Below are 26,185 nucleotides of genomic sequence, written 5' to 3' on the forward strand. Positions count from 1 at the left end.
AGGAAATCCATAGGATTTCCTGTTTTCTGCATAGGTTGTTGTAATCCAGATATATTGTCTATTATTTGGAGTACAATTCGACGATCAGTGTTTCGTTGATTTCGATTGGGAGTTCGTCACGTTCCGGCATGCGGGTAAGGGTACCAGCAAAGTTGTCGAAATCTTTGTCGATGTAAGCTACATCGAAGGATTTGAGTTCCTGGAAGGATTTCTTGAACATTTCGTTCGAACGGGAAGCTTCTTTCAGGGATACGACGGAACCAACGTTTACGCGGGCGGACGGAATGTCGCAGCGTTTGCCATCGACGAGGATATGGCCATGGTTGACCATCTGACGTGCCTGGCGGATGGAATTAGCAAAACCGATGCGATAAACGATGTTATCAAGACGGCATTCCAGCAGTTTCAGCATGTTTTCGCCCGTAACACCTTCCATCTTCTTTGCTCTATCATAATACCGGACAAACTGACGTTCCAGCAGGTTGTAATATGCACGGAGCTTCTGTTTTTCCAGTAACTGTGTACCGTATTCAGACATTTTTTTCTGACGTTGTTCTTTTTTGACGCGTTTTAATGCCTTAGGATGTCCGTACACATTCAGTCCGAACCGGCGACATTCTTTAAAACGCGGGTCTCTCCTCGTTGCCATTTTCTACATCACCTCATAGTTTAAAATAAAATAGGCTGCACACAATGCAGTGATAGTATTTTACCATGAAAGGACAGTTCTGTCAAATTCCGTTACAGCCGGATTTCTACGATCTGACCGTTGCGGATAGTCGCGCTTTTCCGGAACCGTTTCATATAGTCACGGGGAGAAAGATCCGGTTCCTGCATGACCAGAAGGAGGTTGCGCATAAACTGAGCATGGCTGAAAACGACGATGAACGACTCGGGACGGCCGCGAAGCCGGTCTATGGTCTGGTGGATACGCTGCAGGAGATGCTTGTATGATTCGGCATCGTCGCCGTCCACATAGTCCGGATCCAGATGACGCCAGTAGGCAATGACCCGGGGCCGGCGCTGGGCCGATGTCGTACCGGTACAGGTGCGGGGTGACAGATAGACAAATTCATGGACACAATCCCACGTTTCTACAGGTACATCGGGATAGAGCCGCATGAGCGGAGCTGCCGTCTGCCGGGCCCTCAGGTAAGGGGATGTAATGATAAGCTTCGGTTTGGGGATAATAATGCTGACAGCCCGGGCCTGCTCTTCCCCCAGAGAGGAAAGCGGTATCGTACGATGATCCCGGGTTGCTTCACCCGCATTAGCAGCACTTTCTCCATGACGGACAAACCATATTTTTTTCAAGCCCTTTCCCTCCTAAAAAAACAGGAGCTGCCCCGTAAGACAGCCCCACCTGTTACATAACGCCAGAGACTTCCGCCTCAGGCTCGTGCCTATACTTTCTAAATATCAGCCTTCCATAAGCCATGAAGGTTGCAGTATGCATATACAGTACCCTTATCCACGGCATGGAAATCAGCTTTGGGAGCTTCACCCGGTTTCAGGTACTTAAAGGTCAATTTGCCATCGCATTCCAGGGCAATCCATTCGATGTAATGGTTGTCCAGCATGGGATGTTCTATCGAACCTACGGTCACCTGCAGCATAGCCCCTTCTTTAGCAATTGCCGGTGTATGCTTTTCAGCCGATGCATCTACGGTATTTGCCACAAGATGGGTCATCGGCTGGCCGCAACAGACGAGATTCTTGCCACCGCCGTTTTTGATGACGGCAATGATATTGCCGCATAATTCACATTTATAAAATTCTACTGCCATGTTCATACCTCCTTCTAGAAAAAAGCTTTGTTGACATGAAAAAGTAAATCATACTATTAGTATAGCATACTCAGTTCCCCTTTGTCTCCTGCCATATAGAGGATTGAACAAAATACATTAAAATTTATATTCCAGATTAATACCAACGTGTCATAGGCAGATCGTTGTTCGTCCCTTTGGTAAAGAGCAGCTGATGGACGTCGATATAGCCGATATAAAATGCTACGGCACAACCACAGAGGTATAAGTCCCACATGCGGACGAATTCCATTCCCTTATCGGCAGCTACCTGGTCACGTACCTTCTGGAAATTGTGATACCAACAGCTTAGAGTGCGATAATAATGACGGCGCAGACTTTCCACATCGAGGATCTGGAAATCGCCATCATAAGCCAGCTTCAGGATTTCATAGACTGTCGGCAGTGTGCCGCCGGGGAAGATATACTTGCGCATCCAGGGATTGCTGTTTTTTTCGTCCCGGCCATCAATATAATGGAGAAGGAACAGTCCGCCCGGCTTCAAAATCTGATTGGCAATGGACATATAGCGTTCGTACTGGGAACGGCCTACGTGTTCCAGCATACCGACGCTGACCAGCCGGTCATATTTCAGTCCCTTTTTGGGCAGATCCCGGTAATCCATAAGGTCAATATGGATCTGTCCTTCCAGTCCCAGTTTTTTGATGCGTTCCTGCCCCATGGCCCATTGTTCGTGACTCAGGGTGCAGCCATAACCGGTTACGCCGTATTTTTTGGCTGCTTCTATGAGCAGGAAGCCCCAGCCACAGCCGATATCGAGGAGACTCATGCCCTTTTCCAGATGGAGTTTGGATAAAATATAATCTACTTTATTGCGCTGTGCCTGTTCCAGCGTGTCGTCATCATGTTTGAAATAGGCACAGGAATAGCTCAGGGTCGGATCCAGCCAGAGTTTGTAGAAATCATTCCCCAGGTCGTAATGAGAGCATACTTCTTCGCGCTGTGTCGATTTATCTTCTGACGGATAAAGAAGATTGTTGACAGCTGACCGGTCCAGGGAAAACTGGTCGATTTGTTCGAGAATGCATTTTAAGACGACGAACAAATCTCCTTCCACTTCGATATCGCCTTTCATATAGGCTTCGCCCAATGCCAGCGAGGTAGACGTAAGGAGTTCTTTTTTAGGAATATCCTTATGCACCAATACGCGGAACAGGGGTTTGCCCGTCCCTATGGTATAGGTATGGCCGTGCAGTACTACTTCAAAGCAGTACTTGTCAAACCGTTGCAGGTAATAAATGAGGAAATTATCCATAATATGCATGACTAAACACCTTCCATTCTCATCATATTATTTATAATAAACCTAGTCCGTCCATGCACCCCGGCAGACTACGTTTTCCAAAACCATCATAGTCGTAACGGCACCTACGCCACCCGGCACGGGTGTCAGTGCCCCTGCAACCTGGGAAACGCCTTCGAAATCTACATCGCCGACAGTCTTGCCATCGACGCGGTTGATTCCTACGTCAATAACGACAGCTCCCGGTTTGACCATATCGGCCGTTATGAGTCCCGGCGCCCCGGCGGCACTGATCAGAATATCCGCCCGCCGTGCCGCGGCTTTCAGATCATGGGTGCGCGTATGGCAATGAGTAACGGTCGCATTGCGGTTCAGGCAGAGCTGGGCCAGTGGCTTGCCGACGACATTGCTCCGGCCAATGATAACGACATCCTTCCCCGTCAGTGAAATGTGATAATAATCCAGAATGGCCATAACGGCACGGGGTGTACACGGTACAAATCCGGACCTCCCGGAAAACAGGCGGGCAATATTCGTATCGGTCAGTCCATCTACGTCTTTATCGGGACTGATGCAGTTGATGATCCGTGAAGCGTTGAGATGATGCGGCAGGGGCATCATCATGAGAATGCCAAAAATATGTTTCTGCTCATTGAAATGTTCGAGCATGGAAATGATGTCCCGTTCGCTTACCGATTCGGACAAACGGTAAATTTCAGCGGATAATCCGACGTTGCGGGCTACGCGCTGCATCGAAGAGGCATACATCGCCGAGGGCTTATCCTGACCGGCCAGGACGATAGCCAGTTCCGGCCGGATATGTTGTTCCTGGAAATCGTAAATTTTGCTCTCTACCCTCTCACGATGAAAGGCTGCTACAGCCTTCCCATCTAACAATAACACAAAAACTCCCCCTTTTAACGCAGGAATGTCACGTGGACATCATCGCCATCCCTGACATATGTACCTGCTTTCGGACTCTGATATACGGCGCGTCCGGCTCCGTTCGGCACAAAGCCAAGCCCGGCTTTGTCCAGCCAGTCATTGACTTCCCGGTTATCCCAGCCAATGAAAGATGGCATGAGGATGCCGTCGTCACTGCGGTGAATTTCCGGCATATGGCGCCGCTGCCCCTTCTCTTCCTGTTTTCGACGTGGCAGCAGATTTTCCTGCCCATGAGATGGACGAATTCCCTTAAATCGTACAATTTCTTCCATAATCTCTTTGAATACAGGTGCCGCTACCTGGGCGCCATAATAGACGCCTGATGGATTATCGACGACGATGAGGACGACAAACTGCGGATCTTCCAACGGCCCAAAGCCGACAAAGGAACCAATATACTGTCCTTCCGCATAGCCGGTTCCCTCGGCGTTGAGCCTCTGAGCCGTCCCAGTCTTACCGCAGAAATCATACCCGGCAATGTGGGCATTCTGTCCGCCGCCGGAAGAAATTTCTTCTGCCATGATTTTACTGATGGTCTTGCTTACGTCGGCCGAGACAGGCTGACCGACTTCTGTCGGTTCGGCCTTTTTATAAATGGAACCATCGGGATTATCGATTTCTTTGATTACATAGGGCTTCATCATATGGCCGCCATTGGCAATAGCCCCGAAAGCCTGGACCATCTGGAGCGGCGTCACGGCATTGCCCTGGCCGATGCCCATAATCGCTTCATCGACACGGCTCATAGAAGAAGCATCAAACAGGATGCCGGCCCCTTCGCCGGGCAGTTCGATTCCCGTCGGCTGGCCGAAGCCAAAACGCCGGGCATATTCCGTTTCTATGCGGCCGCCCATCTGCATGCCAATATATGCCATGCCGGTATTAATGGAAAATTTCAATATTTCCTTAATGGTGACATTGCCCATGCCGGCATCATCCCAGTTGTGGATGGTCCGGTCATCGACGTCGATATATCCTACGTCATGGTATACGCGGTTGACATCCCATTTCCCCGAATCGAGGGCAGAAGCTGCCATAATCGGCTTAAAGGTCGAGCCCGGTTCATACAAATTGACCACGGCCCGGTTCTTATACGCTTCCGCATTACCCTTACCGTATTCGTTGGGATCGAAATTCGGACGGCTTCCCATCGCCAGGATTTCCCCTGTCTTGGGATTCATGACGATGATGGCGGCCCCTGACGGATGATTGCGCTGCATGATGCCGTCCAGCCCTTTTTCCACGACATATTGAATCGTGCTGTCTATGGTCAGCTGGACCGACCGTTCCTGGTCTGGCAGTATCTTTTCCAGCGCCGATTCGAGAATAGGAACGTTATTACGGTCTGTCGTAATATGGAACTTCTGCACATCCCCTTTTATTTCTTTGTCCAGTACCATTTCAATGCCATCCAGCCCCTGGTCGTTTTCTCCTACAAATCCGATGAGTTGGGCCGCCATTTTGCCATTGGGATAGTACCGGTGGTTTTCATCATTAAACCGCAGCCCCTGCAGCTTTTCATCTTTTATCACCTGCTGCAGTGCTTCATAGTGGTCATGATCCATCGTCCGTTCCAGCCAGACAAAGGCCGTATCCCGCTGGAGCCGCTCCTGTATCTCGCTTTCCTTTATTTTCAGATATGGGGCGAGAATATGGGCCATTTCACTGGGACTTCGGTTGATCATAGTAGGATCGGCATACAGCGACTTTGCCATTTCACTGATAGCCAATACCCGGCCATCCCGGTCCAGAATCGTACCGCGCGGAGATTGAATTTTCCGGCTTTCTTCCGTCTGGGCGTCGGCCCGGCGGGACAGGCTGGGTCCCTTCACGACCTGCAGCCAGAACAACCGGCCAAAAACGACGGCACATACAGTAAACATAACGACGATGCATGCAGCAATACGCCGTTTCATGAATTGTTGTCTTTTTTTATCCTCTGTATTCATTGAGTTTCAGCCTCTTCATGGCGTTTCAGCCATTTTTCTGCCGCATCGAGCAGCGCAGCCGGGTCATTTTCCAGCTGTTTATTCTGGACGCGTTTCAGGAGATTGCGCAGGCAGTCCCCCGTACGGCGGCCACATGCACCAGGCAGGCGGCGGTCGTAATGCAGGTCTTTCGTACTGACGGGCATTTCCCGCGCCAGTTCTTCCATAAAGGCACCAAATGATTCGGTACCGCTCGTATCGGTATGTTCATGGCCGCATCCCCAGATATCACCGACAGCCAGAGCCGTCGCCTGGCGGATGGCTTTTGCCATTTCTTCACTGCGCCGGAACGGGCCATATAATGCCTCCCGGCGCAGCCATTTATTGATATCCCCTTCGCCCGTATTGGCAAAATAATGGAATTTCATATGCGTCCGGACCAGCCAGGCTATACGCCGGACAAAGGCCGGGTTCTTATGCCACCGGGTCAGGATATCCGCAGCCATTTCGGCGCCTTTGTCATCGTGCCCATAATCGGTCAGACGGCCTTTGTGTACGCCACGGATTCCCGGCAGTCCCTTCGCCACATCATGAAACAGCGCAGCATAGCGGATAACCGGATCAGCCGGCGTATGGGCGACGACGGCCAGGGTATGGAACCAGGCATCAAACGCATGAAACGGCAGCGACTGTGGTGTATCCGGCAGATGGGCCAGTTCCGGCAGAATGGGGATTTCATGGTAGATGCCATTTTCTTTCTGCCGGCAGCTGCACTGACCGAGGCCGCTGCGGACGAGGACATCAAGACCTTTATAAGCAGCCGGCGTTACCATGAGCCGGTCAATTTCAGACACGACCCGTTCCAGCGACAATCCCCGTACACGGTCGTATGCCGCCGGCATAGCACGCAGCAGCTCTTTTACCGGCAGGAAATCAAGCTGTCCCGTAAACCGGCAGGCCCGGAACAGGCGCAGGGCATCTTCACTGAACCGGCGCCGCGGGTCGCCTACGGTAACCAGACGTTTCTTACGGATATCTTTCTGACCACCTGTATAATCATAAATATGGTCTTCGTCATCCATAGCCAGGGCATTGATGGTAAAATCGCGGCGCATCACATCTTCACGAAGCGTGGAAGCGTACCAGACTGTTTCTGGCCGGTGACTGTCCGTTCCATACCGTTCTCCCCGGAATGTAGCCGTCTCGATAGTCAGTCCATCGACGACCAGGACGACGATGCCAAAGGCTTCTCCGTTGATTTCTACGGTGTGCCAGTGTTCTTTTTCTGCTATGGCACGGATTTCCTCCGGCCTCGCCGATGTCGTCACATCATAGTCATGAGGCTGCCGCTTCATCAACAGGTCCCGCACAGCCCCGCCTACGATATACGCTTCAAAACCGGCATCACGAAAAGCACGCAGAACGCGCCGTACAATTGGATTCAACAGCTACACCCCATTTCCTACAACAGAAGGATTCCAGTTCATTTCCCGGCTTATAATTCTGTAATATATTATCAGAATACTTAATTATACTATGATATGCCTGAAAATTACAAGGTTATCCCAGACCGCATTGCAGGTCCATTATAAGGAAATCTCATGTTCCGTCTTGTATTACTGTTTAAATATGCTATAATGTAGAAAAATTATACTATAAGGAGGTTATTCCATGTCTCTGGATATAAAAAAATTAGTAGAAACGCAATTCCCCCTGCTCGTCGAAATCCGTCGCCACTGTCATGAATACCCGGAACTTTCCTGGCAGGAAACGAAGACTCTGGCATATATAAAAGAAAAACTGAGCGGCTGGCATATTCCCTCCCAGTCCATTGAAAAAGGGGGAATCGCCGCCATCCTGGAAAGCGGACAGCCGGGCCCCACCTTGCTGCTCCGCGCCGATATTGATGCCCTGCCCGTACAGGAAGGAGCAATGAATCTTTCTCAAAAAAGGACATGTATCTCCCAGATTCCCGGTGTCATGCATGCCTGCGGTCATGATGGTCACATCGCCATGCTTCTGGTAGCGGCAAAGATATTGCATGAATGTAAAGATACCTGGTCCGGCACCATCATTTGCTTGTTCGAACAAGGAGAAGAAGACTCACACGCTATGGAATACATCGTTCCCTGGCTGGAAACAAAGAGCGGCTATCACATCGATGGATGCTACGCCACTCATCTGCGTTGGGATATCCCGACGGGTAAAATCGCCATCTGTCCCGATGCCCCCATGGCGGGAGGGTTCCGTTTCGATATTACCATTCACGGACAGGGAGGTCACGGATCCCGTCCGGACCTGTGCCACAGTCCCATCGACTGCTTTTCCGCCTTTAATCAGGAATTACAGGGACTGCGCCTGCGCGCTGTCCCGCCACGCCAGTGCCTGGCCGTCTCTATCGGCAGCCTCCACAGCGGTGAATTGCAGAATGTCGTCCCCCAGGAGCTGACCTTTGGCGGTACCTGCCGTTATTTTGATTACGATAAAGCTGGCAAACCCTTTTATGATGAATTTTATCATCTCCTGGACCACACCTGTGCCAGCTACCATTGCAGCTGGACCAGCGGTCCCGTACCCAAACCATTATATGAGGTCCACAACGACAAAACCTGCGCGGCCCTGGCAGAAAAAGCCATAACGGCCTCCCTGGGAAATGATATACTGACAAAGTGCGAACCGTGGATGGCATCGGAAACATTCGCTATCCTCACCCGGCTCTATCCGGGAGTTCTCACCTTTACAGGCATTGCTAACCCGTCAAAAGGTACTGGTGGCAATCATCATACACCGGAATTCGACCTCGATGAAGACGCTCTCGTCTACGGCACAACGGCCTGTATATCCTATGCACTGGCATTTTTAAAAGAAAACCCACAAACATCATTCATCCGCACGAATGAACCGTTAGATACACTGGCCGCGCGGAATGTATGACATGCATGCTGTCTATCGTAAAAATACAATTGCATTCTGGTACATTATATTGTAGAATAATGGCGGTTGCGACAAGGCAGCCGTTATTATTTATATATATGTTTTCATGTTTTTATCTTATGTTTTAGGAGGCACTAAATTGGACCTTATTAAAAACTGGAAAATCCATGTGTTTGCCTTGCTGCTCGTCATCGTGGCAGAATTTATCGGCATCCAGAAACATGGACTCGTCATCTTCCTGCCAATGCTCTATGCACTGGTACTGGGCGGTATCATTTCCTATCCATCCTTCCACATCCTGAATGAAAAACAGATGACCCGTGCAGGCAATCTCATGGGCATCACCATGCTCTTCCTGATTGCCAAAATCGGTCTGGGCATCGGCCCGAACCTTCATCTGCTCCTGAATTCCGGTCTGGCCCTGATCATGCAGGAATTCGGCCATTTCTTCGGCACATTGATTTTCGGCCTTCCTACGGCTATTTTATTGAAAATGGGCCGGGAAGCCATCGGTGCCTGCTACTCCATCGACCGGGAAGCCAATGTGGCTATCATCGCCGAAAAATTCGGCATCTTCTCCCCTGAAGGCCGTGGCGTCATGGGTATGTACATCTGCGGAACTCTCTTTGGGGCTCTCTGGATTTCCATTCTCGCCGGCATCGTATCCCGCACGGGAATCTTCCATCCCTATGCACTTGCCATGGGCGGCGGCATCGGTTCAGCCAGCATGATGGCCGCCTCTGTTGGTTCCATCGTCGCCGTATTTCCCGATGAAGTACAGAAAATCACTGCCTTTGCCGGGGCTGCCAACCTCATGACATCGGTCATCGGGATTTATTTCTCTCTGTTCATTTCCCTGCCAGTCACCATCAAGGTATATGAACTCGTTACAGGCCGGAAACGGAAAGATGAAGTAACCGAAGAAGAACAGGCCGATGCCAAGACAAAAGAAACGATGGCACAGAATGAAGAAGCCGTCGCAGCAGACATCAAAAAAGAAGAAACGGAAGAACAGGAAGCAAAAAAAGGATCTACCCTGGGCGATGACCTGCTCATCCTCTTCATCACCGGCGTCCTCACCCTCGTAGCTAACTTCGTCGGTTTCAAAGTCAATCCTCTCGACGACTGGCTCGGTATCCTGATCATCATTGCCATCTGCTTTGTCGGCATCCTCATCGCCCACGTCCCGGTACTGAACAAGCTGCCCAATGTATTCTGGGTCTCCATTGTCGCCGTCGTCATTTCTATTCCGGGCATCCCCGGTGCCGAATGGATTACGACCATCACCAAGAATGTCAACTTCCTGGCAGCCTGCACGCCTATCCTGGCGTATGGCGGTCTGTCCCTCGGTAAAGATATCCCCGCATTCAAGAGACTGTCCTGGCGCATCGTCCCCGTTGCCCTGATGGTATCGTCGGGCACATTTATCTGCGCGACGATTATGGCAGAAATCATGCTCCATCTTGAAGGTGTCATTTAGGTTTAAAAAGGAGGCTTTACTATGACCAAAGAAGAATTAAAACAGAAAGTCTGCGATGCCATTGATAAACGCGCCGAAGATATCATGTCGTTCGGAACGTCTGTATTCGATGAACCTGAACTGGGTTACAAAGAAACAAAGACATCAGCCAAAGTCCAGGAAGCCATGGATAAACTGGGTATTCCTTATACGACAGGCTGGGCCATCACCGGTGTCAAAGGCCGGCTGAAGGGCAAAAACTCCAAGCGTACTGTCGCCGTCATGGGGGAACTCGATTCTATCGTCTGCCGCCGCCATCCGTCAGCCGATCCAGTAACCGGCGCGGCTCACTGCTGCGGTCATTTCATCCAGATTTCCGATATGCTCGGCGTCGCCATGGCGCTGAAAGATGCCGGAGCCATGGATTATCTCGGTGGCGATGTCGTCTTCTTTGCCGTGCCGAGTGAAGAATGTATTGAAATCGAATACCGCAAGAAGCTCATGGATGAAGGGAAAATCCATTTCTTCGGCGGCAAGCAGGAAATCATTCTTCAGGGCGGATTCGATGATATAGATGCCGCCATGGAAATGCATGCCTACTCGACGGATGACCCGGAAGGCAATATCATCCTCAACGGCGGCATGAGCGGTTTCATCACCAAACTCATTGAATACCACGGCAAGGCAGCGCACGCAGCCGGACAGCCTCATCTGGGTATCAATGCACTCAATGCCTGCATGCTGGGCATCATGGGCGTCAATGCCCTGAGAGAAACATTCCAGGAAAAAGACCACGTCCGCTTCCATCCGATTATCACCTCCGGCGGCGATCTGGTCAACGTCGTGCCCGATCTGGTACGCATGGAAAGCTACGTCCGCGCCGCATCGGCCGACGCCATGAAATTCTACAACGACCGCATCAACCGCGCCCTTCGTGCCGGTGCCGACGCCATCGGTGCTACCTGTGAAATCAAGGATATGCCGGGTTACCTTCCCATGGAACAGGATAAAGCTCTGGGCAAAATCTGCGAAGCCAACGCCGACGCTATTTTCGGCAAGGACCACGTCGATACGAACCCGCCGTTCAATGCCGGCAGTACCGATGTCGGCGATATCTGCAACCTCATGCCCTGTATCCACCCTCATGTAGGCTGTGTCCACGGAGCCCTTCACAGTGCCGAATTTGAACTGTTCCAGAAACAGGCCGCGTATATCAAGACGACCAAAGTAATGGCAATGACCGTCATCGACCTTCTCTATGACAACGCTGCTGGCCTGGAAGACATCCTGAAAGACTATAAGCCACGCATGACAAAAGAACAATATCTGGCATATATGGATTCACTCCGCAGCTGAGATAAAAGATGTTTGATGTTTGATGTTTGACGTTTGATGTTAAAAAGGGAATGCCCCATGAAAACGTAGGTTATCATGGGGCATTCCTTTTTCTATTTCACTGTTATACTTTTTCCAGAATACTGGTCAGGTTATCATTCAGATAGGGATAGGCGACCTGACGAATCATGGCATCGACGAGCTGCGGATTAAAGGCATCATCGGTAGCAGGCAGACAGATATCGAGCACGATATCGCCGTTATCCGATATGTAGAATTTGAATACTTTGTATTCTTTGTTACCCTGATTGATGAAATCATAAATGGCAGCCTTATTCCCATCATTGACGACTCCGGTTGCGACGAAAATGCGCAGCATGACATAGATACTGTCGTCAATAAGTACCAGGAACGGCAGCCGTTGGCCTTTGACTTCAATACCCGATTGGAAAGCAACGGAATGGCGTTCGTCGTCTTTCATTTCGTTCACGGTAAAGGCTTTGGGATCCACCTTGTCGATATAGGCTTTAAATTTTTCTGCTTTTGTATTCATGTTATCACCTCAAACAACTTGATACATTTATTGTATCACATCTTTTGTATCTCTTCTATTCTTATGGCTTGGATAAATAAAGAGATAAAACGATACGAGAGCCCCTATTTCTCCTATAGCCATGACAATGCCCATGGGGATTGCCGTATAGCTGCCGGCGATTCCTACGACAGGAGCCATGACTGCCCCGGAAATCATGGAGAAAAAGCCGATGAGTGCCGCAGCGCTGCCGGCATTTTTTCCCTGTGCCTGCATAGCCATAGAAAAGCTGCTAGTCGATAAGGAGGCCAGTGTCGCCACCGTGAAGAAAAGAATGACCAGAATAGCATAGACAGACCAGTGCAGGAAGAATCCTGTCAGCAGGGCCATACTGCCTACCACCGCCACCAATAGGACAAAGCGCAGCATCTTCCAGTCGGGAATGCGACCGGCCAGCCGTCCTGTCAGGCCGCCGCTGATCATGAGACCGATGCCGTTGATGCCGAAAATCAGACTGAATGTCTGAGGCGTCACATCATAGATATTCTGGAAAACGAAAGAAGAAGCCGATATATATCCGAAAAACGCCGCGAAGGCAAAACACTGCATGACACAGTGTCCCATAAAATACGTATCGCGGAATAACTTGCCGAAGCTCCGGACGCCTGCCAGCGGTCCGCCATGGATCCGCTTACGGATGGGAAGCGTTTCCGGCATGAAGAGAGCACAGACTGCCAGCGCCAGGCCAATGATGACGAGCAGCCAGAATATGCCGCGCCAGCTGGAAAACCGTAAAATCTGTCCGCCTATGACCGGAGCCAGGATAGGGGCGATGCCATTGACCAGCATGAGCATGGAAAAGAGCCGGGTCAGAGCCGTTCCACGGCAGACATCACGGGCAATGGCCCGGGCAATGACGATGCCGGCACCGCCGGCAAACCCCTGGATAAACCGGGACACTAAGAGCAGCCAGATTGTCGGAGAGAAAATACAGGCGACGGACGAAAGGGAAAAGACGGCCATGCCCAGAAACAGCGGCTTCCGCCGCCCTGCATCGTCGCTGACAGGACCGGCTATGATCTGACCGGCAGCCATGCCGGCCATGGACGCCGTCAGCGTCAGCTGTATCATAGATGGTACGACACCGAAATCGGCCATCATGGCCGGAAGTCCCGGCAAGTACATATCTGTTGAAAGTGGGGCAATGGCTGCCAGCATCCCCAGAAATACGGTCAGCCCTATCATCAGATGTTGACGTTGTTCACTCATTTAGTTCGCACTCTCTTTCCACACAGGCAGATTCTGAATCAGCGGCGGCACGTCTGCCAGTGTCTGGCAGGTATGCCAGGCCGTTGCAGCCACAGCGGGTTCCACACGGACCAGATCGGGTACCCAGATAGACGGGATATGAGCTGCCGCCGCGGCTTTCAGGCCATTTCCCGAGTCTTCAAGGACAAGAGCCCGCTCCGGTCGTATGCCCAGAGCCCGGCAGACTGCCAGGAAAATATCCGGGGCGGGTTTACTGTGAGCCATGGCATCACCGCTCTGGATATGGCAGAAATAGGACTCCAATCCGGCTTTATGAAGCAGCAGCCGTACCGTTTCTTCTGCAGAGGAAGAAGCGACTGCGCAGCGGATACCTTCCTGTCGCGCGTAATCCAGGCATTCCTGCAGGCCCGGTTCTGCCGGGGCACCCTTTTCATGATAGATTGCCAGCTGCATGGCCTTCTTCTCATCGTGGAATGCATCATAGGGAAAGTCCGCCCCATAGGTCTGCAAAAATATTTCTTTTATTTTCGCATTATTCATGCCAAATATGGTATCAAAAAATGAATCCTCCATATCTATACCATATTTACGGCCAATGGCCCGCCAGCACGGTACGGAAATCCGCTCCGTATCGAACATAAGACCATCCATATCAAAAATAAAAAGCTCCGGTCTATACATCTTATTCCCCTTTCATAAACGCTAACAACCTCTGGCTGCTGCCAGAGGTTGTCTTTCTCGCTGTCGCATTCGATTATCCTGTTACGTTTTTAGCGTACAGGGATGACTTCCAGCCAGTATCCGTCCGGATCGGCAATGAAGTAAATCCCCATGGCCTTATTTTCAAAGACGATACAGCCCATGTCTTCATGTTTCTTATGAGCCGCATCAAAATCCTGTACCCGGAACGCCGTATGGAATTCATTTTCACCCAGATTATACGGTTCTTTCCGGTCTTTGAGCCAGGTCAGTTCCAACTGGAAATCACTGGCATCATTGCCGACATAGACAATGGTGAAGTTAGGATTTTCGATGCGCCGTTGTTCTACCAGTCCCAGGGCTTCTTTATAAAATTTCAGGCTTCTGTCCAAATCGAGAACATTGAAATTAGTATGAGCAAATTTAAATGTCATGATATTCCCTCCTTACGCTTCTTCCCAGCCTTTACCTACATTGACCCAGCCTTTGGCATGAGAGTAGGTTTCTAATTCCGGCAGTGTCAGTTCGATGGCACTATTTCCGGTACCACAGGCGGGAAATACCGTCTGGAACCGTTTCAATGATTCATCCAGATATACATCTACACCGGGATTGACGGCAAAGGGACACACACCGCCGACGGGATGGCCGATGAGACGTTCTACGTCATCGTGTTTGACCATAGACGCCTTGCGGTGAAATGTGTCTTTGAATTTGCGGTTGTCTACCCGGGCATCGCCGGCAAAAATAACGAGAAACGCCGAATCATCGTCGCCATAAAACGACATGGATTTGGCAATACGTTTCCCTTCCGTGTGCAGGGCTGCTGCGGCCAGATCGACAGTAGCACTTGATTCATGTAATACCTGCACCCGGTCTTCCATACCATATTGTGCAAAATAAGCCTTTACTTTTTCTAATGACATTGTATAAATCCCCCATCCCCCAATAACGGCTAAATACTACCTCTTTTGCGGATATAAAGAATTATATACCAAAAGAGTCTGCCATTCAAGATAGTCTAGAGGAGTTCAAAGGAGGCAACACTGCCGCAATCGGTCTTTTTGACAGCCAGGCGGGTATCAATGCGTTCCCGCAGTTCACCTACGTGGGAGATAATCCCTACCAGGCGTCCGCCCTGACGCAGTTCCAATAGCGCTTTCAGGGCAAAATCAAGCGTTTCCGGGTCCAGCGTCCCGAATCCTTCGTCGATGAAGATGGTATCCAGGTGAATGCCCCCGGAATAAGCCTGCACTACGTCGGCCAGCCCCAGTGCCAGAGACAGGGAGGCCAGAAAGGTTTCTCCGCCGGACAGCGTATTGGCCGGACGGGCATATCCCGTATAGGCATCGAAGACTTCAATATCGAGGCCGATCTGACGCACCCGGCGGTCATCCCAAGAGTGGGAACGCTGCAGTTCATAGCGGTTGCGGCTCATTTTCTGCAGCCGCTGATTCGCCGCCTGGAGCACTTCATCGAGGAGCGCTCCTAAGACGTACCGTTCAAAATTAATTCCCGTCGTCCTGCCGCTGATAAGATCATAGAGAGCTCCCACTGTCTTATAGTGTTCACTCAACTCAGTCTGTTTCTTGTGCCAGGCATCAATCTGACTGGCACAGTTCGTAAGCTGGCGGAGTTCTGCAGCCAGTGCGGCCTGCTGCCGGGACAAGTCCTGGCAGGCCTGATTCAAAGCATCCAGCTTCTTGCGGTATGTTTCCATATCCGGTTTTGTCTTGCCCTGAATCATCTTTTCTTCCTGCAGGACCTGTCCCCGTGTCTGCTGGAGAGATGCTCCATAGGAAGTCAGTTTTTCTTTTAACGGTTCAATCTGCTGCAACTCTTTCTGCAGAGCCCGGCATTCATTCATATCACGGAATCCGCACTGACCAGCCTGTGCCTTTAATTCTTCCAGCGCTTTCTTATATTTCTGGCGCAGCTCATCCCGTTGGGCTTCTTTCATCCGGGCCTGTCCGCTCCAGTGGGCCTTTTCCTGTTCCTGCTTTTGTCTGGCCGCATTCCAGTCTTTTTCTTTCTTTTCAAAGGCAGCGAGCTGCTGACGGAGAGTCTGTATTTTCCCTTTCAACACAGTAGGATTGCGATATTCTTCAGGAAGTGTCCGTTCTGCTCTGGCCAGGGCTTCTTCCGCCTTCGTCCGGTACAGCCGTGCTTCCTCATAATCCTTGCGGGCCTGTTCTGTCACTGCCGTCTGCTGCGTCACCGTTTTTTCTTTCTCTTCCAGCTGTTGTGCAAGCTGCCGTGCCTGTTCGATTTCTTTCAGAAGAACAGCTTCTTCTGCAGCCGACTGTTCTGCCCGGCGGGACCAGTCGGCACTCGTCCCGTCTTCGGGATACTGCTGCCGCAGCAATTCATACTGGCGCTGCTGTTCCTGCGCCTGCGCAGACAGGACCTGTTCGTCCTGTTCCGCCTGCTGGCGCTGCTGTTCGCTTGCTTCCGCCCGTTTCCGGCAGCGTTCGACATCGGCCTTTTCCGGGAAATCAGCTGGTTTGACTGCCAGTTTGGGGTGGGATACGGCCCCGCATACGGGGCAGACATCTCCATCGTGCAGATTTTCCGCCAGGACAAAGGCCTGCCCCTGAAGGAACATGGCACTCACGGCGTCAAAATCCGTTTTGTCCTGAACGGCCTTCTGCAATACGTTTTTCAGGTGGCTGGCAGCTGCTTCTTGTTTCTTTGCCGTATCCTGCCAGTTGTTCTTCAGATTCTCTATCTGTTTTTCCTGATTGGCACGGAGCTTCCACTGTTTAGTCCTTGCCCTTACCTTTTCATACTCGCCTTCCCGGCCCGACAGGGCATCCCGTGTCTTGCGGACCATATCCAATTTTTTCTGAGCCATTTCCCGTGTCTGGTCGGCTGTATGCCATGCCTTTTCACAAGCCGCTGCCTGCAGGGACGCTTTATGCTGTTCTTCTTTCAATGCGGCATACGAATCGGCTTCTGTCACGAGATTTTCCAGGCGGATGGCTTCCGCTTTATCTGTTTCACATTGATCATGACCGGCCTTCATATCCTCTTCCTGCCCATTGAGCCGTTTCAGTTCTGTATCAGCAGCCGTCGCCTTTGTCTGAAGCGTTTCCCATTCTTTCGAAGCCTCTACGCCCTGCTTCTGGATATCATCGAGAGTACGGCAGGGTTCACTGAGCAGGCGGGCTTTTTCCAATAAATCCAGCTTCTTTTCTTCCGCGGCCATAGTCTCTTTTTGCGTTTCAAGCTGCTGCAGCCGTACCTTGGCATCTTCCCATGCTTTCCAGTGGCTGGCAACAGCCTCGGCCTGCTGGACTTCCTTCTGGAAATCATCGCGCTGGCGGACAGCCCGGCCAGATTTTTCCTTTGCTTCCCCTGCCTGCGCTGTTTTATCTGCAATGGTCTGCATCAGTATTGCTTCATCAGCGGCTCCCGTCAGTGACAAATATTGCTCAATCTTTTTCTTCAGGTCTTCATAGGCATGGCTGACATCATCATGCATGGTTTTGGCCAGTGCCTGCAGCCGGTCATAGCGCTGGGTATGGAACAGCACCTGCATGATGCGCTGCCGGTCTGATGAATTGGCCAGGAGCAATTTCCGGAAATCCCCCTGGGGCAGGAGGACGACCTGACGGAACTGGTCCGATTTAAATCCCAGGAGTTTTTCAATTTTCTGGGAGACATTCTTACTGGTCACCAATATGTCCCCATCCGGTGTATTCAGCTCGTAAAGGGCAGCTTTCATAGATACATGCCGCGTACCCGTTCCTCTTTTTTTCGCGATTTCCTGGTCCGGGCTCCGTTCGACGCGATATAATTTTTGTCCAATCGTAAAGGTAAACGCTACCTGCGTCACTTCTTCTGGTGTCGCATATTCACTGCGCATATGCGCTCCGTTGCGTCCTTCTGTACCGCCACTCAGTTCTCCGTACAGGGCATAACACATGGCATCAAGAATCGTCGTTTTCCCTGAGCCAGTCGGTCCGTAAATGAGAAACAACTGCCGGTCTCCCAGAAGGCGGAAGTCGATGACCTGCCGGCCTGCATACGGGCCAAAGGCAGTCATATCCAGATAAACGGGCTTCATAAAATCCCTCCTCCTTCTTCTTTGCGCAATGCGTCCCAAAGCTGATGCAGACAGTCTGTTTCCTTTTCCGACAAAGGCTGTTCCGGCCTCATGGCACCGGCAAAACTGGAAAAGAGTTCTTCTTCTGTCGTCCCGCGGATATTGAAATCCCGGTCACCGGCATGGTCTGAAATACGGCGCCGCGGGGCCTCCAGTGCCATGGCATTAGGATATTTCTTGCGCAGTCTGGCCATGCCATCGAGGACCGGTTCGGTGTCATCGATACGTGCCAATACATAATCACCGGTCCGGTCATCTTCTCGTTCCATAATATCGTGGAATGAACCTTTCAGAATACGCACATCATGGCGTGGCGTAAAGGAAATAAACCGGCTGCTGACCTGTCCATTATCAGCCAGGTCGACGAGGACAGCCCCTTTTTTTTGTGTTGCTTCGCTAAAGGAATACTTAAGCAGGCTCCCGGCATACCGCACCTCCGGCCGTCCCACCTGCTGCGGCCCGTGAAGATGCCCCAGTGCGGTATACTGGAAGCGGTCAAAAACTGCACTGTCGATCATATCGGTACCACCGATAGAAAGAGGCCGTTCGGAATCGCTGCTTACCCCGCCAGAGGCAAAGACATGACTGACGCAGACAGCCCGCATGTCATCACATCCTCTGGACTGAAATGCACAGAGTGCTTCCAATGCCTTTTGATGATCGTGGATGGTTTCATCACTCAGAAAATGGCGGACATCAGCCGGTTCGGCATAGGGAAGCAGCACAAAGGCAACTGGTCCCGCATCATCGCGGAGGATGACCGGCCCCGTCAGCTTGTCCAGATCACCAGCAATATACAGTCCCTGCCGGGCCAGAAGGGCACTGCCAAAGGAAAGGCGGGACGCACTATCATGATTGCCGCTGATGACCAGAAAAGGAATATGAAGTTCCGCCGTCACCTTTGTCGCAATTTCATCAAACAATTCCACAGCAGCAGCCGGCGGCAGGCTGCGGTCATAGACATCCCCGGAAAGGACGACGGCCTCTATGCCTTCGTCTTTCAACAGTGGCAGAAATTGTTCTTTTAGCACGTATTCCTGTTCATCCGTCAGATAATCGCCATAAAACATCTTTCCCAGGTGCCAGTCCGCCGTATGTAAAATGCGCATGTCGTCACCTCTTATTCCTTGTACAAACTTCGCAGAAGTGAAATTTCATGAGCATATCCCGGCAGTTCATTCGGTGTTTCCAGATAAAAGGGGAGCTGCCGTAATGCCGGATGATTGATAATTTGCGTAAACGCTTCGATGCCGATATGGCCTTCACCAATCTTTTCATGGCGGTCTTTATGGCTTCCCAGTTCATTTTTACTGTCATTGATATGGATGGCTTTCAGTCTGGACAGGCCAATACGCGTATCAAACTGAGTCAGCACGTCATCGAGATGATGAACGATATCATATCCGCCGTCAAAGACATGGCAGGTATCGAGGCAGACCCCGATGTTGTCCTGCAGTTCCACCTTTTCAATGATAGCGGCAATTTCCTCAAAATTGCGGCCTACTTCTGTCCCCTTGCCGGCCATCGTTTCCAGCAGGACCGTCGTTTTCTGGCCTTTGAACATGCACGTATTGAGCATATCAGCAATAAAATCTATTCCTGTTTCCGCCCCCTGTCCGACGTGGCTGCCTGGATGGAAGTTGTAGCGGCAATGATCAAGATATTCCAGACGGCGCAGGTCATCAGCCATAGCTTCTCTGGCAAAAATCCGCGTCTTTTCCGTCTTCGAACAGCCATTCAGCGTATACGGTGCATGAGCCAGTATAGGAGCAAAATGATGCTCCGCCATCAGCCGGTTCAACGCTGCCATATCGTCCGTATCGAGAGGCCGGACGCTACCGCCGCGGGGATTGCGTGTAAAAAACTGAAATGTATCGGCACCGATCGACAGGGCTTCTTCACCCATATGCAGGAATCCCTGGGAAACAGATAAATGACATCCTATATGAAGCATAGCCTTTTCTCCTTTTATGCAAAAACAGGCTGCAACGAAACCAATTCGTCCCAGCCTGCCTGCTTATCCTATTAATTTTCTTTTTCGTTCTGGCATCCCGTTTCTTCATTCTGGCATTCTGCACAAATTCCCGTAAAGGATACATTGACAGAATCTACCCGATAGCCCGTTTGTGTCTGAGCCAGATCAGCGAGCTTATCCCGTTCCACATCTACATCCATGACGCGGTTGCAGCGGGTGCAGCGGATATGGGCATGGGGCTTGGTGTTAAAATCATAGCGGTGCGCATCTTCTTCGCACTGCAGCACCTGTACGACACCGATTTTTGCAAAAATTTCCATCGTTTTATATACCGTCGCCAGACTCATGAACGGATATTTGGGCTGTAATTCTTTATAAATGGCTTCTGCATTGGGATGTGTCGTATTATTGTTGACTACTTCATACACGGCCAGACGCTGTGGCGTGACTTTATAGCCGTTTTCCCGTAATACTGCAGCAATATCCATAGACATAATCCTCCTTTCTCCATTAACAAGGATTTTTCACCTGTGAATGCTATTAAATGAGTATGATTTTTAAATTGCGCTTCTACTATATTGTAACCGTTATTTGTTGAAATGGCAATACAAAGATTCTAAATAATACGAAAAATATACATTATATTCGCCCCTTTGTCAAATCAGACGTTGACGGAACAGCTATTTCCACTCATAATATAGTACTAGGAAGAAAGGAGACCGGCATGAATGAAGAAATGATTATCCATCAGATAGCTTCTGACCTGCATATCCGCCCGGGACAGGTCCGGACCGCATTAGACCTGTTTGCCAGTGGCAATACCATCCCGTTTATCGCCCGGTACCGCAAAGAGGCAACGGGGACCCTGGATGAACAACAGCTGCGCCAGATCAAGGAACAGTATGAATACGAAGAAACACTCAGCAACCGCAAGGACACGGTACGCCAATCCATCATGGATCAGGGATTATGGAGCAATGAAATCAAAAGCCAGCTGGAAAAAGCCCGGCTGTTACAGGACGTAGAAGATATATATCTGCCCTTTAAGCCTAAAAAGCGTACGAAAGCATCGATGGCCCGCGACGCAGGCCTGACACCTCTGGCTGATTTATTCTGGAATCAGGATATACACGGGCCAGCTCCGGAAAAAGCAGCAGAAGCTTATCTGACCAAAGATGTGCCTACCGTAGAGGATGCCATCCAGGGCGCTGCTAATATTATTGCCGAACGCTGCTCCGAACTCGCCCCATACCGCCGTTTTTTACGTAACGCCTTCTGGCATGACGGCAAACTCACCTGCTCGCTACAGGAAGAAGAGGAAAAATCACGGATTTATCTCGCCTATAGAGATTTTCACGAAGCCATCCGGCGCCTGCCCAGTCATCGTATCCTGGCTATTAACCGCGGGGAAAACCAGAAAGCGCTGAAAGTCAATCTGGAAGTCCGTACCGACGCATATATCAGCCGGTTGTGCCAGATGATCATCAAAGGCCCCTCTCCATATAAAGATATACTGGAAAGCGCCGCCACCGACAGCTATAAACGTCTCATCTGTCCCCAGATAGAACGGGAAATCCGCAATGAACTTACAGAAAAGGCAGAAAAACAGGCTATTCAGGTCTTTGCCTCTAATCTGCGCAGTCTGCTCCTGCAGCCTCCTTTTACCGGTCAGACCATTCTCGGTCTCGATCCGGGGTACCGCACAGGCTGCAAAGCTGCTGTCATCGACTCTACCGGTGCCGTGCTGGCCTACGGGACCTATCACCTTACGGGCTCGGAAAAACAGCGTCATGAAAGCGCCGATGCTCTGACCCACATGATCAGGGAGCACGAAGTTACCCTCATTTCCATCGGTAACGGAACGGCCTCATATGAGACGGAACAGTTCGTTTCCCGCTTAATCCATGAACAGCATTTGAAATGCCGCTATCTCATTACCAACGAAGCCGGCGCCTCGGTTTATTCGGCATCGGAACTGGCCCGTGAGGAATTACCGGATCTGGATGTCACGATACGCGGAGCCGTTTCTATCGCCCGCCGCATCCAGGACCCGCTGGCAGAATCGGTCAAAATCGACCCCCAGTCCATCGGTGTCGGCCAGTATCAGCATGATGTCAATCAAAAATCCCTGACGGCAGCACTGGATGCAGTCGTCGAATCGGTTGTCAATTATGTCGGCGTCGATCTCAATACGGCTTCAGCTGCTCTGTTGCAGCACGTATCGGGCCTGACCTCAGCTACGGCTGCAAACATCGTCACCTATCGCAATGAAAACGGCCCGTTCCACAACCGCCAGGAACTGATGAATGTCAACCGGCTGGGTCCGGCGACATTTACCCAGTGTGCCGGATTTTTACGCATCAAAGACAGTACCCAGCCACTGGATAATACGTCTGTCCATCCGGAATCGTATGATCTGGCCGCTAAAATCGTGCGTCAGTACGGATTTACTCTGAAAGATCTGAAGAACCCGGCCCGCCTGCAGGATTTGCAGAGCCGTCTGCAAATGAACGCCGCCCCTAAACTGGCATCGGCCCTCAATGCCGGCGAACCAACAGTCCGTGACATATTGGAAGAATTGCGGAAACCCGGCCGGGATGTGCGCAGCGACTTCCCCAAACCGCTGACACGACGCCACGTCCTGTCCCTGGATGAACTGGAAATCGGTTCTATCGTGCGCGGTACGGTCCACAACGTCGTCGATTTCGGTGCCTTTGTCGATATCGGCCTTAAAACGCCCGGCCTCGTCCACCGGTCAGAATTATGCAATCATCCCTTCCATCACCCGACAGATATCGTACACGTCGGCGATATCGTAGACTGTATGATTCTTTCTGTAGATACAGAACGGAAACGCATTGCCTTATCCATTAAAAAAGCAACAATATAATATAGATAATATAACAGGCTGCCCTCATCGGACAGCCTGTCATGTTATCTATATTATACTATTTTCCTAATTCACGTTTCGGCCATTCCGCATCTTGTAATATGGCCCGGCCAACCCCGATCATATCAGCCGCTCCCGTGACAAGAAGGTCTTCTGCCTGTTCCACTGTCTGTACCCCACCAGTCAGGATGACCGGTACGGAAACATGATGACGGATAGCGGAAGACATATCGCGGAAATAACCCGGTTCTGTATGATCCTGGCGGACAAAGAAATTCATGCCGCCTGATACATCAATCAGATCAACCCCAGCCGTTGCAAACAATTTAGCTGCTTCCACGGCATCATTGATTGTACTGCCGCCCGGCTGATAGTCACATCCGCCAAACCGGATAGCCAGCGGATACGCCGTACCGACGACCATACGGATAGCATGGATGACCTGCAAATGGAAATGAACACGTTTTTCCAGCGTGTCACAGCCATAGGCGTCGTTACGGTGGTTGGTAAGTGGTGAATAAAATTGGTTCAGCAGATATCCATGAGCCGCATGGATTTCCACGCCGTCATATCCGGACGCTTTGGCTCTGCCGGCAGCGGCGGCATATTCTGCTACGAGTACCTGTATTTCTTCGACAGATAACTCCCGTGGCAGGACCTGGCTCTGTTTCTGACGGGGATGTAGTACAGGAGACGGGCCCACAGCCTGCTGCCGCGTCACAATGGGATCGGCAATAGAACCGGCATGATTAATCTGAGCAAACACACGCGTACTCCCTTCGCGGTGGATACACCGGGTCAGCTGCCGCAGGCCGCCAATATCGCCATTGCGGGAAATGGAAATCTGATTCGGATCGGCTTTTCCTTGCTTATCAATATACATATGCTCCGTAATGATCAGACCCAGATAGCCCTTTTCTGCCCGTTTCTGATAATACTTACATATTTCTTCATCAATGTAGCCATGAGAAGCAGCCCGGGTAGCCATAGGCGGCATGACGATACGGTTCGTCAGCATAAGATGATGAATCGACAGCGGTTCTTTCCATTTCATTATCAATCACTCCTTACAAGCTAAAATTACATGTTATTTCGTAACCATTCTTTTCTTTTAGTATACCATTAAACACGACTATCCTATAGGAAATTTTTAGTCTTATTCCGGGAAAATTTCCTGTAGGAATCGTCTCTGGTTCACGTATACAAAAGAGAGGCCGCGGCAAACATAGCTTTTAATGCTCATTTGCCACTGCCTCATTTGTTATCGCAGGTAGAGTTGCAATGCCGGTTCTTCCTTGAAACGGCCCCGCAGTTCGACCGTACGCGTTTTCGCATCCGTTTTCTTGATTCCCCGGGCACTGACACAACTGTGCCGTCCTTCCAGGAGGACAGCAATATCCGTACTGCCTGTGATTTCTCCCAGAATATCGGCAATATCACGGCCCAGCCGTTCCTGAAGCTGCAGCCGCCGCCCGGCCATGTCACAGATGCGGGCAATCTTAGAAAGACCAATGACCTTGCCTTTGGGAATATAGGCAACGGTCGCTTTCATATCGTACATGAGGGCCATATGATGTTCACAGTACGAAAAAAGGTCAATATCTTTCATGACGACGACCTGATTGCTGCCTGCACTGGTCGTATCTTCTGCAAAGGTCTTATCCAGCATCTGTGCCAGTTCATGATTCGTGTAATTCATGCCGTCAAAGACTTCCTGGTACATTTTGGCTACCCGTTTCGGCGTTTCCACCAAGCCCTCCCGGTCGGGATTTTCTCCGAGAGCAATGAGAATCCCCCGTACATGTTCTTCTATCGCTTTGGTATCAATCATATCAGACACCCCGTTTCTCTGGATCCCAGATAACCTTATGTATCTGGATTTGTAAACGCACATCGTTCATTTTATGTGTTTCCATGAAAGCAACCATATCGACCGGTTCAATCGAACCGAATACTGGACTGAGATACACATGGCATCGTTCTGTCAGCCTGTACTCTTGTATGACTTCCCACGCCCGCTGCAGGTCTTCCTGGCTGCCGCAGACAAACTTCACCGTATCCTGCTTTTCCAGGACAGAAAAATTCTCCACTTTCATAGCCCGTTCCCAGCCGCTGGAAGGCAATTTGTAATCCATCGTAAAGACAGGCCGCGCAGGCATACAGAATGGACGCAGGTCTACAGCGCCGTTCGTTTCAATTTCTACGCGGATTTTTGGCTGTGCCAGGAGTTTTTCTATTAATTCAGCGATTCCCTGAGACAGCAGCGGTTCCCCACCAGTGAGCGTAACATTATGCACGCCCGTAGACAGGACGTACTCCACGATTTCATCGGGTGTCAGTTCTTCATAGGGACAATCCGCTTCATAGGCCCATGACGTATCACAGTAACTGCAGCGGAGATTACATCCCTGAAAACGCACAAATACAGACAACTCACCTGCCCGGTTCCCTTCCCCGTTGATACTGATAAATTTCTCTGCTACCTTCATGTCAGCCTCCATAAGACGCACAATTATTAGGCGTTTCGTATACATCTACGCGGGAAACATCATATCCCTGCTGTTGCATCGTTTCATAAATATGGCGGGAAAACTCCTCTGCCGTCGGCCGGAAAGGCACTTCATGGAGACAGAAATCTTCTTCCTTCAAGGCGGCTACAGTCGTTTCCTTCAGAGACCCCGTTTCATATATCAGGCTATGGTCATAGAAATCACAAATATCTTTCAGACTCTTTTTCAAGTCAGAAAAATCCACTACCATACTGCGGCATTGTGCATCAGTCCGCAACTTGTCCGACCGGATTTCTACGATGACCCGCCAGCGGTGACCGTGCAGATTATGGCATTTTCCTGCATACCCTTTAAGAAAATGAGCCGCATCAAATGATTGTTCTGTCTTTAAATAATACATGGCTGTACTCCTATAAAAAAACAGCCCTGCCAGAGCAGAGCTGTCTCACACAAATAAACAGTCCTGGTTTTGTTTTACGACAGGATGGTACAAGCGAACTGTCGATATGGCTTAACGAACATTATTTTACAC

Annotated in this window: 24 protein-coding genes; 4 read left to right on the forward strand and 20 right to left on the reverse strand. The window is 50.5% G+C overall.

What is annotated here, in order from left to right; all coding sequences use genetic code 11:
* Nucleotides 1-61: 61 nt before the first annotated feature.
* The 7 genes from rpsD to ACGTIC_RS11110 form a co-directional block, all read right to left on the reverse strand.
* Nucleotides 62-649 (reverse strand): 30S ribosomal protein S4, encoded by a 588-nt coding sequence (gene rpsD, locus ACGTIC_RS11080; protein ID WP_059075392.1) that lies wholly within the window; start codon nucleotides 647-649, stop codon nucleotides 62-64.
* Between the two features lie 92 nt (nucleotides 650-741).
* On the reverse strand, nucleotides 742-1,314 hold the full coding sequence (locus ACGTIC_RS11085) for a histidine phosphatase family protein (RefSeq protein ID WP_075581316.1): 573 nt from the start codon (nucleotides 1,312-1,314) through the stop codon (nucleotides 742-744).
* Nucleotides 1,315-1,412: 98 nt separating this feature from the next.
* The gene (locus ACGTIC_RS11090; RefSeq protein WP_200817493.1) at nucleotides 1,413-1,787 is read right to left on the reverse strand and encodes a desulfoferrodoxin family protein; all 375 of its coding nucleotides are present in this window, start codon (nucleotides 1,785-1,787) and stop codon (nucleotides 1,413-1,415) included.
* 136 nt (nucleotides 1,788-1,923) lie between these two features.
* Nucleotides 1,924-3,090: a cyclopropane-fatty-acyl-phospholipid synthase family protein gene (locus ACGTIC_RS11095; protein ID WP_059075395.1), complete on the reverse strand. Its 1,167-nt coding sequence runs from the start codon at nucleotides 3,088-3,090 to the stop codon at nucleotides 1,924-1,926.
* A 42-nt stretch (nucleotides 3,091-3,132) separates the two neighbouring features.
* Nucleotides 3,133-3,972: a bifunctional 5,10-methylenetetrahydrofolate dehydrogenase/5,10-methenyltetrahydrofolate cyclohydrolase gene (locus ACGTIC_RS11100; protein ID WP_059075396.1), complete on the reverse strand. Its 840-nt coding sequence runs from the start codon at nucleotides 3,970-3,972 to the stop codon at nucleotides 3,133-3,135.
* Nucleotides 3,973-3,986: 14 nt separating this feature from the next.
* Entirely contained in the window at nucleotides 3,987-5,963 is a 1,977-nt protein-coding gene (locus tag ACGTIC_RS11105) for a penicillin-binding protein (protein ID WP_113855628.1), read from the reverse strand.
* Nucleotides 5,960-7,387 (reverse strand): CCA tRNA nucleotidyltransferase, encoded by a 1,428-nt coding sequence (locus tag ACGTIC_RS11110; RefSeq protein WP_113855627.1) that lies wholly within the window; start codon nucleotides 7,385-7,387, stop codon nucleotides 5,960-5,962. The genes ACGTIC_RS11105 and ACGTIC_RS11110 overlap by 4 nt, the downstream gene beginning before the upstream one ends.
* Nucleotides 7,388-7,613: 226 nt before the next feature.
* Between ACGTIC_RS11110 and ACGTIC_RS11115 the strand changes: the two genes are divergently transcribed.
* From ACGTIC_RS11115 to ACGTIC_RS11125, 3 genes are all read left to right on the forward strand, one after another.
* The gene (locus tag ACGTIC_RS11115; protein ID WP_075581320.1) at nucleotides 7,614-8,876 is read left to right on the forward strand and encodes a M20 family metallopeptidase; all 1,263 of its coding nucleotides are present in this window, start codon (nucleotides 7,614-7,616) and stop codon (nucleotides 8,874-8,876) included.
* A 139-nt stretch (nucleotides 8,877-9,015) separates the two neighbouring features.
* Complete coding sequence (locus tag ACGTIC_RS11120) at nucleotides 9,016-10,356, forward strand: DUF3100 domain-containing protein (RefSeq protein ID WP_083237041.1); 1,341 nt, start codon at nucleotides 9,016-9,018, stop codon at nucleotides 10,354-10,356.
* A 21-nt stretch (nucleotides 10,357-10,377) separates the two neighbouring features.
* Nucleotides 10,378-11,691, forward strand: coding sequence for an amidohydrolase (locus tag ACGTIC_RS11125; protein ID WP_113855626.1), 1,314 nt, complete (start codon nucleotides 10,378-10,380; stop codon nucleotides 11,689-11,691).
* Between the two features lie 103 nt (nucleotides 11,692-11,794).
* Here ACGTIC_RS11125 and ACGTIC_RS11130 read toward each other — a convergent pair whose 3' ends face one another.
* The 9 genes from ACGTIC_RS11130 to ACGTIC_RS11170 form a co-directional block, all read right to left on the reverse strand.
* Nucleotides 11,795-12,223 carry a YbjN domain-containing protein gene (locus tag ACGTIC_RS11130; protein WP_113855625.1) on the reverse strand — a complete coding sequence of 143 codons (429 nt, stop codon included), beginning with the start codon at nucleotides 12,221-12,223 and terminating at the stop codon, nucleotides 11,795-11,797.
* A gap of 27 nt (nucleotides 12,224-12,250) precedes the next feature.
* Entirely contained in the window at nucleotides 12,251-13,471 is a 1,221-nt protein-coding gene (locus tag ACGTIC_RS11135) for a multidrug effflux MFS transporter (protein WP_113855624.1), read from the reverse strand.
* Entirely contained in the window at nucleotides 13,472-14,152 is a 681-nt protein-coding gene (locus ACGTIC_RS11140) for an HAD family phosphatase (protein WP_113855623.1), read from the reverse strand. It abuts the gene before it with no gap.
* A gap of 89 nt (nucleotides 14,153-14,241) precedes the next feature.
* Nucleotides 14,242-14,604, reverse strand: coding sequence for a VOC family protein (locus ACGTIC_RS11145; RefSeq protein WP_075581324.1), 363 nt, complete (start codon nucleotides 14,602-14,604; stop codon nucleotides 14,242-14,244).
* Between the two features lie 12 nt (nucleotides 14,605-14,616).
* On the reverse strand, nucleotides 14,617-15,096 hold the full coding sequence (locus ACGTIC_RS11150) for a YbaK/EbsC family protein (protein ID WP_113855622.1): 480 nt from the start codon (nucleotides 15,094-15,096) through the stop codon (nucleotides 14,617-14,619).
* Nucleotides 15,097-15,191: 95 nt separating this feature from the next.
* Entirely contained in the window at nucleotides 15,192-18,239 is a 3,048-nt protein-coding gene (locus ACGTIC_RS11155; RefSeq protein WP_113855621.1) for an AAA family ATPase, read from the reverse strand.
* Entirely contained in the window at nucleotides 18,236-19,387 is a 1,152-nt protein-coding gene (locus ACGTIC_RS11160) for an exonuclease SbcCD subunit D (RefSeq protein WP_113855620.1), read from the reverse strand. Before ACGTIC_RS11160 ends, ACGTIC_RS11155 begins: the two co-directional genes overlap by 4 nt.
* 11 nt (nucleotides 19,388-19,398) lie before the next feature.
* Complete coding sequence (locus ACGTIC_RS11165) at nucleotides 19,399-20,232, reverse strand: deoxyribonuclease IV (protein ID WP_075581328.1); 834 nt, start codon at nucleotides 20,230-20,232, stop codon at nucleotides 19,399-19,401.
* A 71-nt stretch (nucleotides 20,233-20,303) separates the two neighbouring features.
* Entirely contained in the window at nucleotides 20,304-20,741 is a 438-nt protein-coding gene (locus ACGTIC_RS11170; RefSeq protein ID WP_059075409.1) for a Fur family transcriptional regulator, read from the reverse strand.
* A 236-nt stretch (nucleotides 20,742-20,977) separates the two neighbouring features.
* Here ACGTIC_RS11170 and ACGTIC_RS11175 point away from each other — a divergent pair, with 236 nt between their 5' ends.
* Nucleotides 20,978-23,143, forward strand: coding sequence for a Tex family protein (locus ACGTIC_RS11175; protein ID WP_113855619.1), 2,166 nt, complete (start codon nucleotides 20,978-20,980; stop codon nucleotides 23,141-23,143).
* Between the two features lie 58 nt (nucleotides 23,144-23,201).
* Here the strand turns inward: ACGTIC_RS11175 and ACGTIC_RS11180 are convergent, their stop codons facing one another.
* From ACGTIC_RS11180 to queD, 4 genes are all read right to left on the reverse strand, one after another.
* The gene (locus tag ACGTIC_RS11180; RefSeq protein ID WP_113855618.1) at nucleotides 23,202-24,197 is read right to left on the reverse strand and encodes an NADH:flavin oxidoreductase; all 996 of its coding nucleotides are present in this window, start codon (nucleotides 24,195-24,197) and stop codon (nucleotides 23,202-23,204) included.
* A 207-nt stretch (nucleotides 24,198-24,404) separates the two neighbouring features.
* Entirely contained in the window at nucleotides 24,405-24,971 is a 567-nt protein-coding gene (folE, locus tag ACGTIC_RS11185; protein WP_257536669.1) for a GTP cyclohydrolase I FolE, read from the reverse strand.
* A 4-nt stretch (nucleotides 24,972-24,975) separates the two neighbouring features.
* The gene (gene queE / locus ACGTIC_RS11190; RefSeq protein ID WP_113855616.1) at nucleotides 24,976-25,632 is read right to left on the reverse strand and encodes a putative 7-carboxy-7-deazaguanine synthase QueE; all 657 of its coding nucleotides are present in this window, start codon (nucleotides 25,630-25,632) and stop codon (nucleotides 24,976-24,978) included.
* A 1-nt stretch (nucleotide 25,633) separates the two neighbouring features.
* Complete coding sequence (queD, locus tag ACGTIC_RS11195) at nucleotides 25,634-26,053, reverse strand: 6-carboxytetrahydropterin synthase QueD (protein ID WP_113855615.1); 420 nt, start codon at nucleotides 26,051-26,053, stop codon at nucleotides 25,634-25,636.
* Nucleotides 26,054-26,185: the final 132 nt, after the last annotated feature.

Source organism: Megasphaera hexanoica, from assembly GCF_043520715.1.
GTDB classification, from domain to species: Bacteria; Bacillota; Negativicutes; order Veillonellales; family Megasphaeraceae; genus Megasphaera; species Megasphaera hexanoica.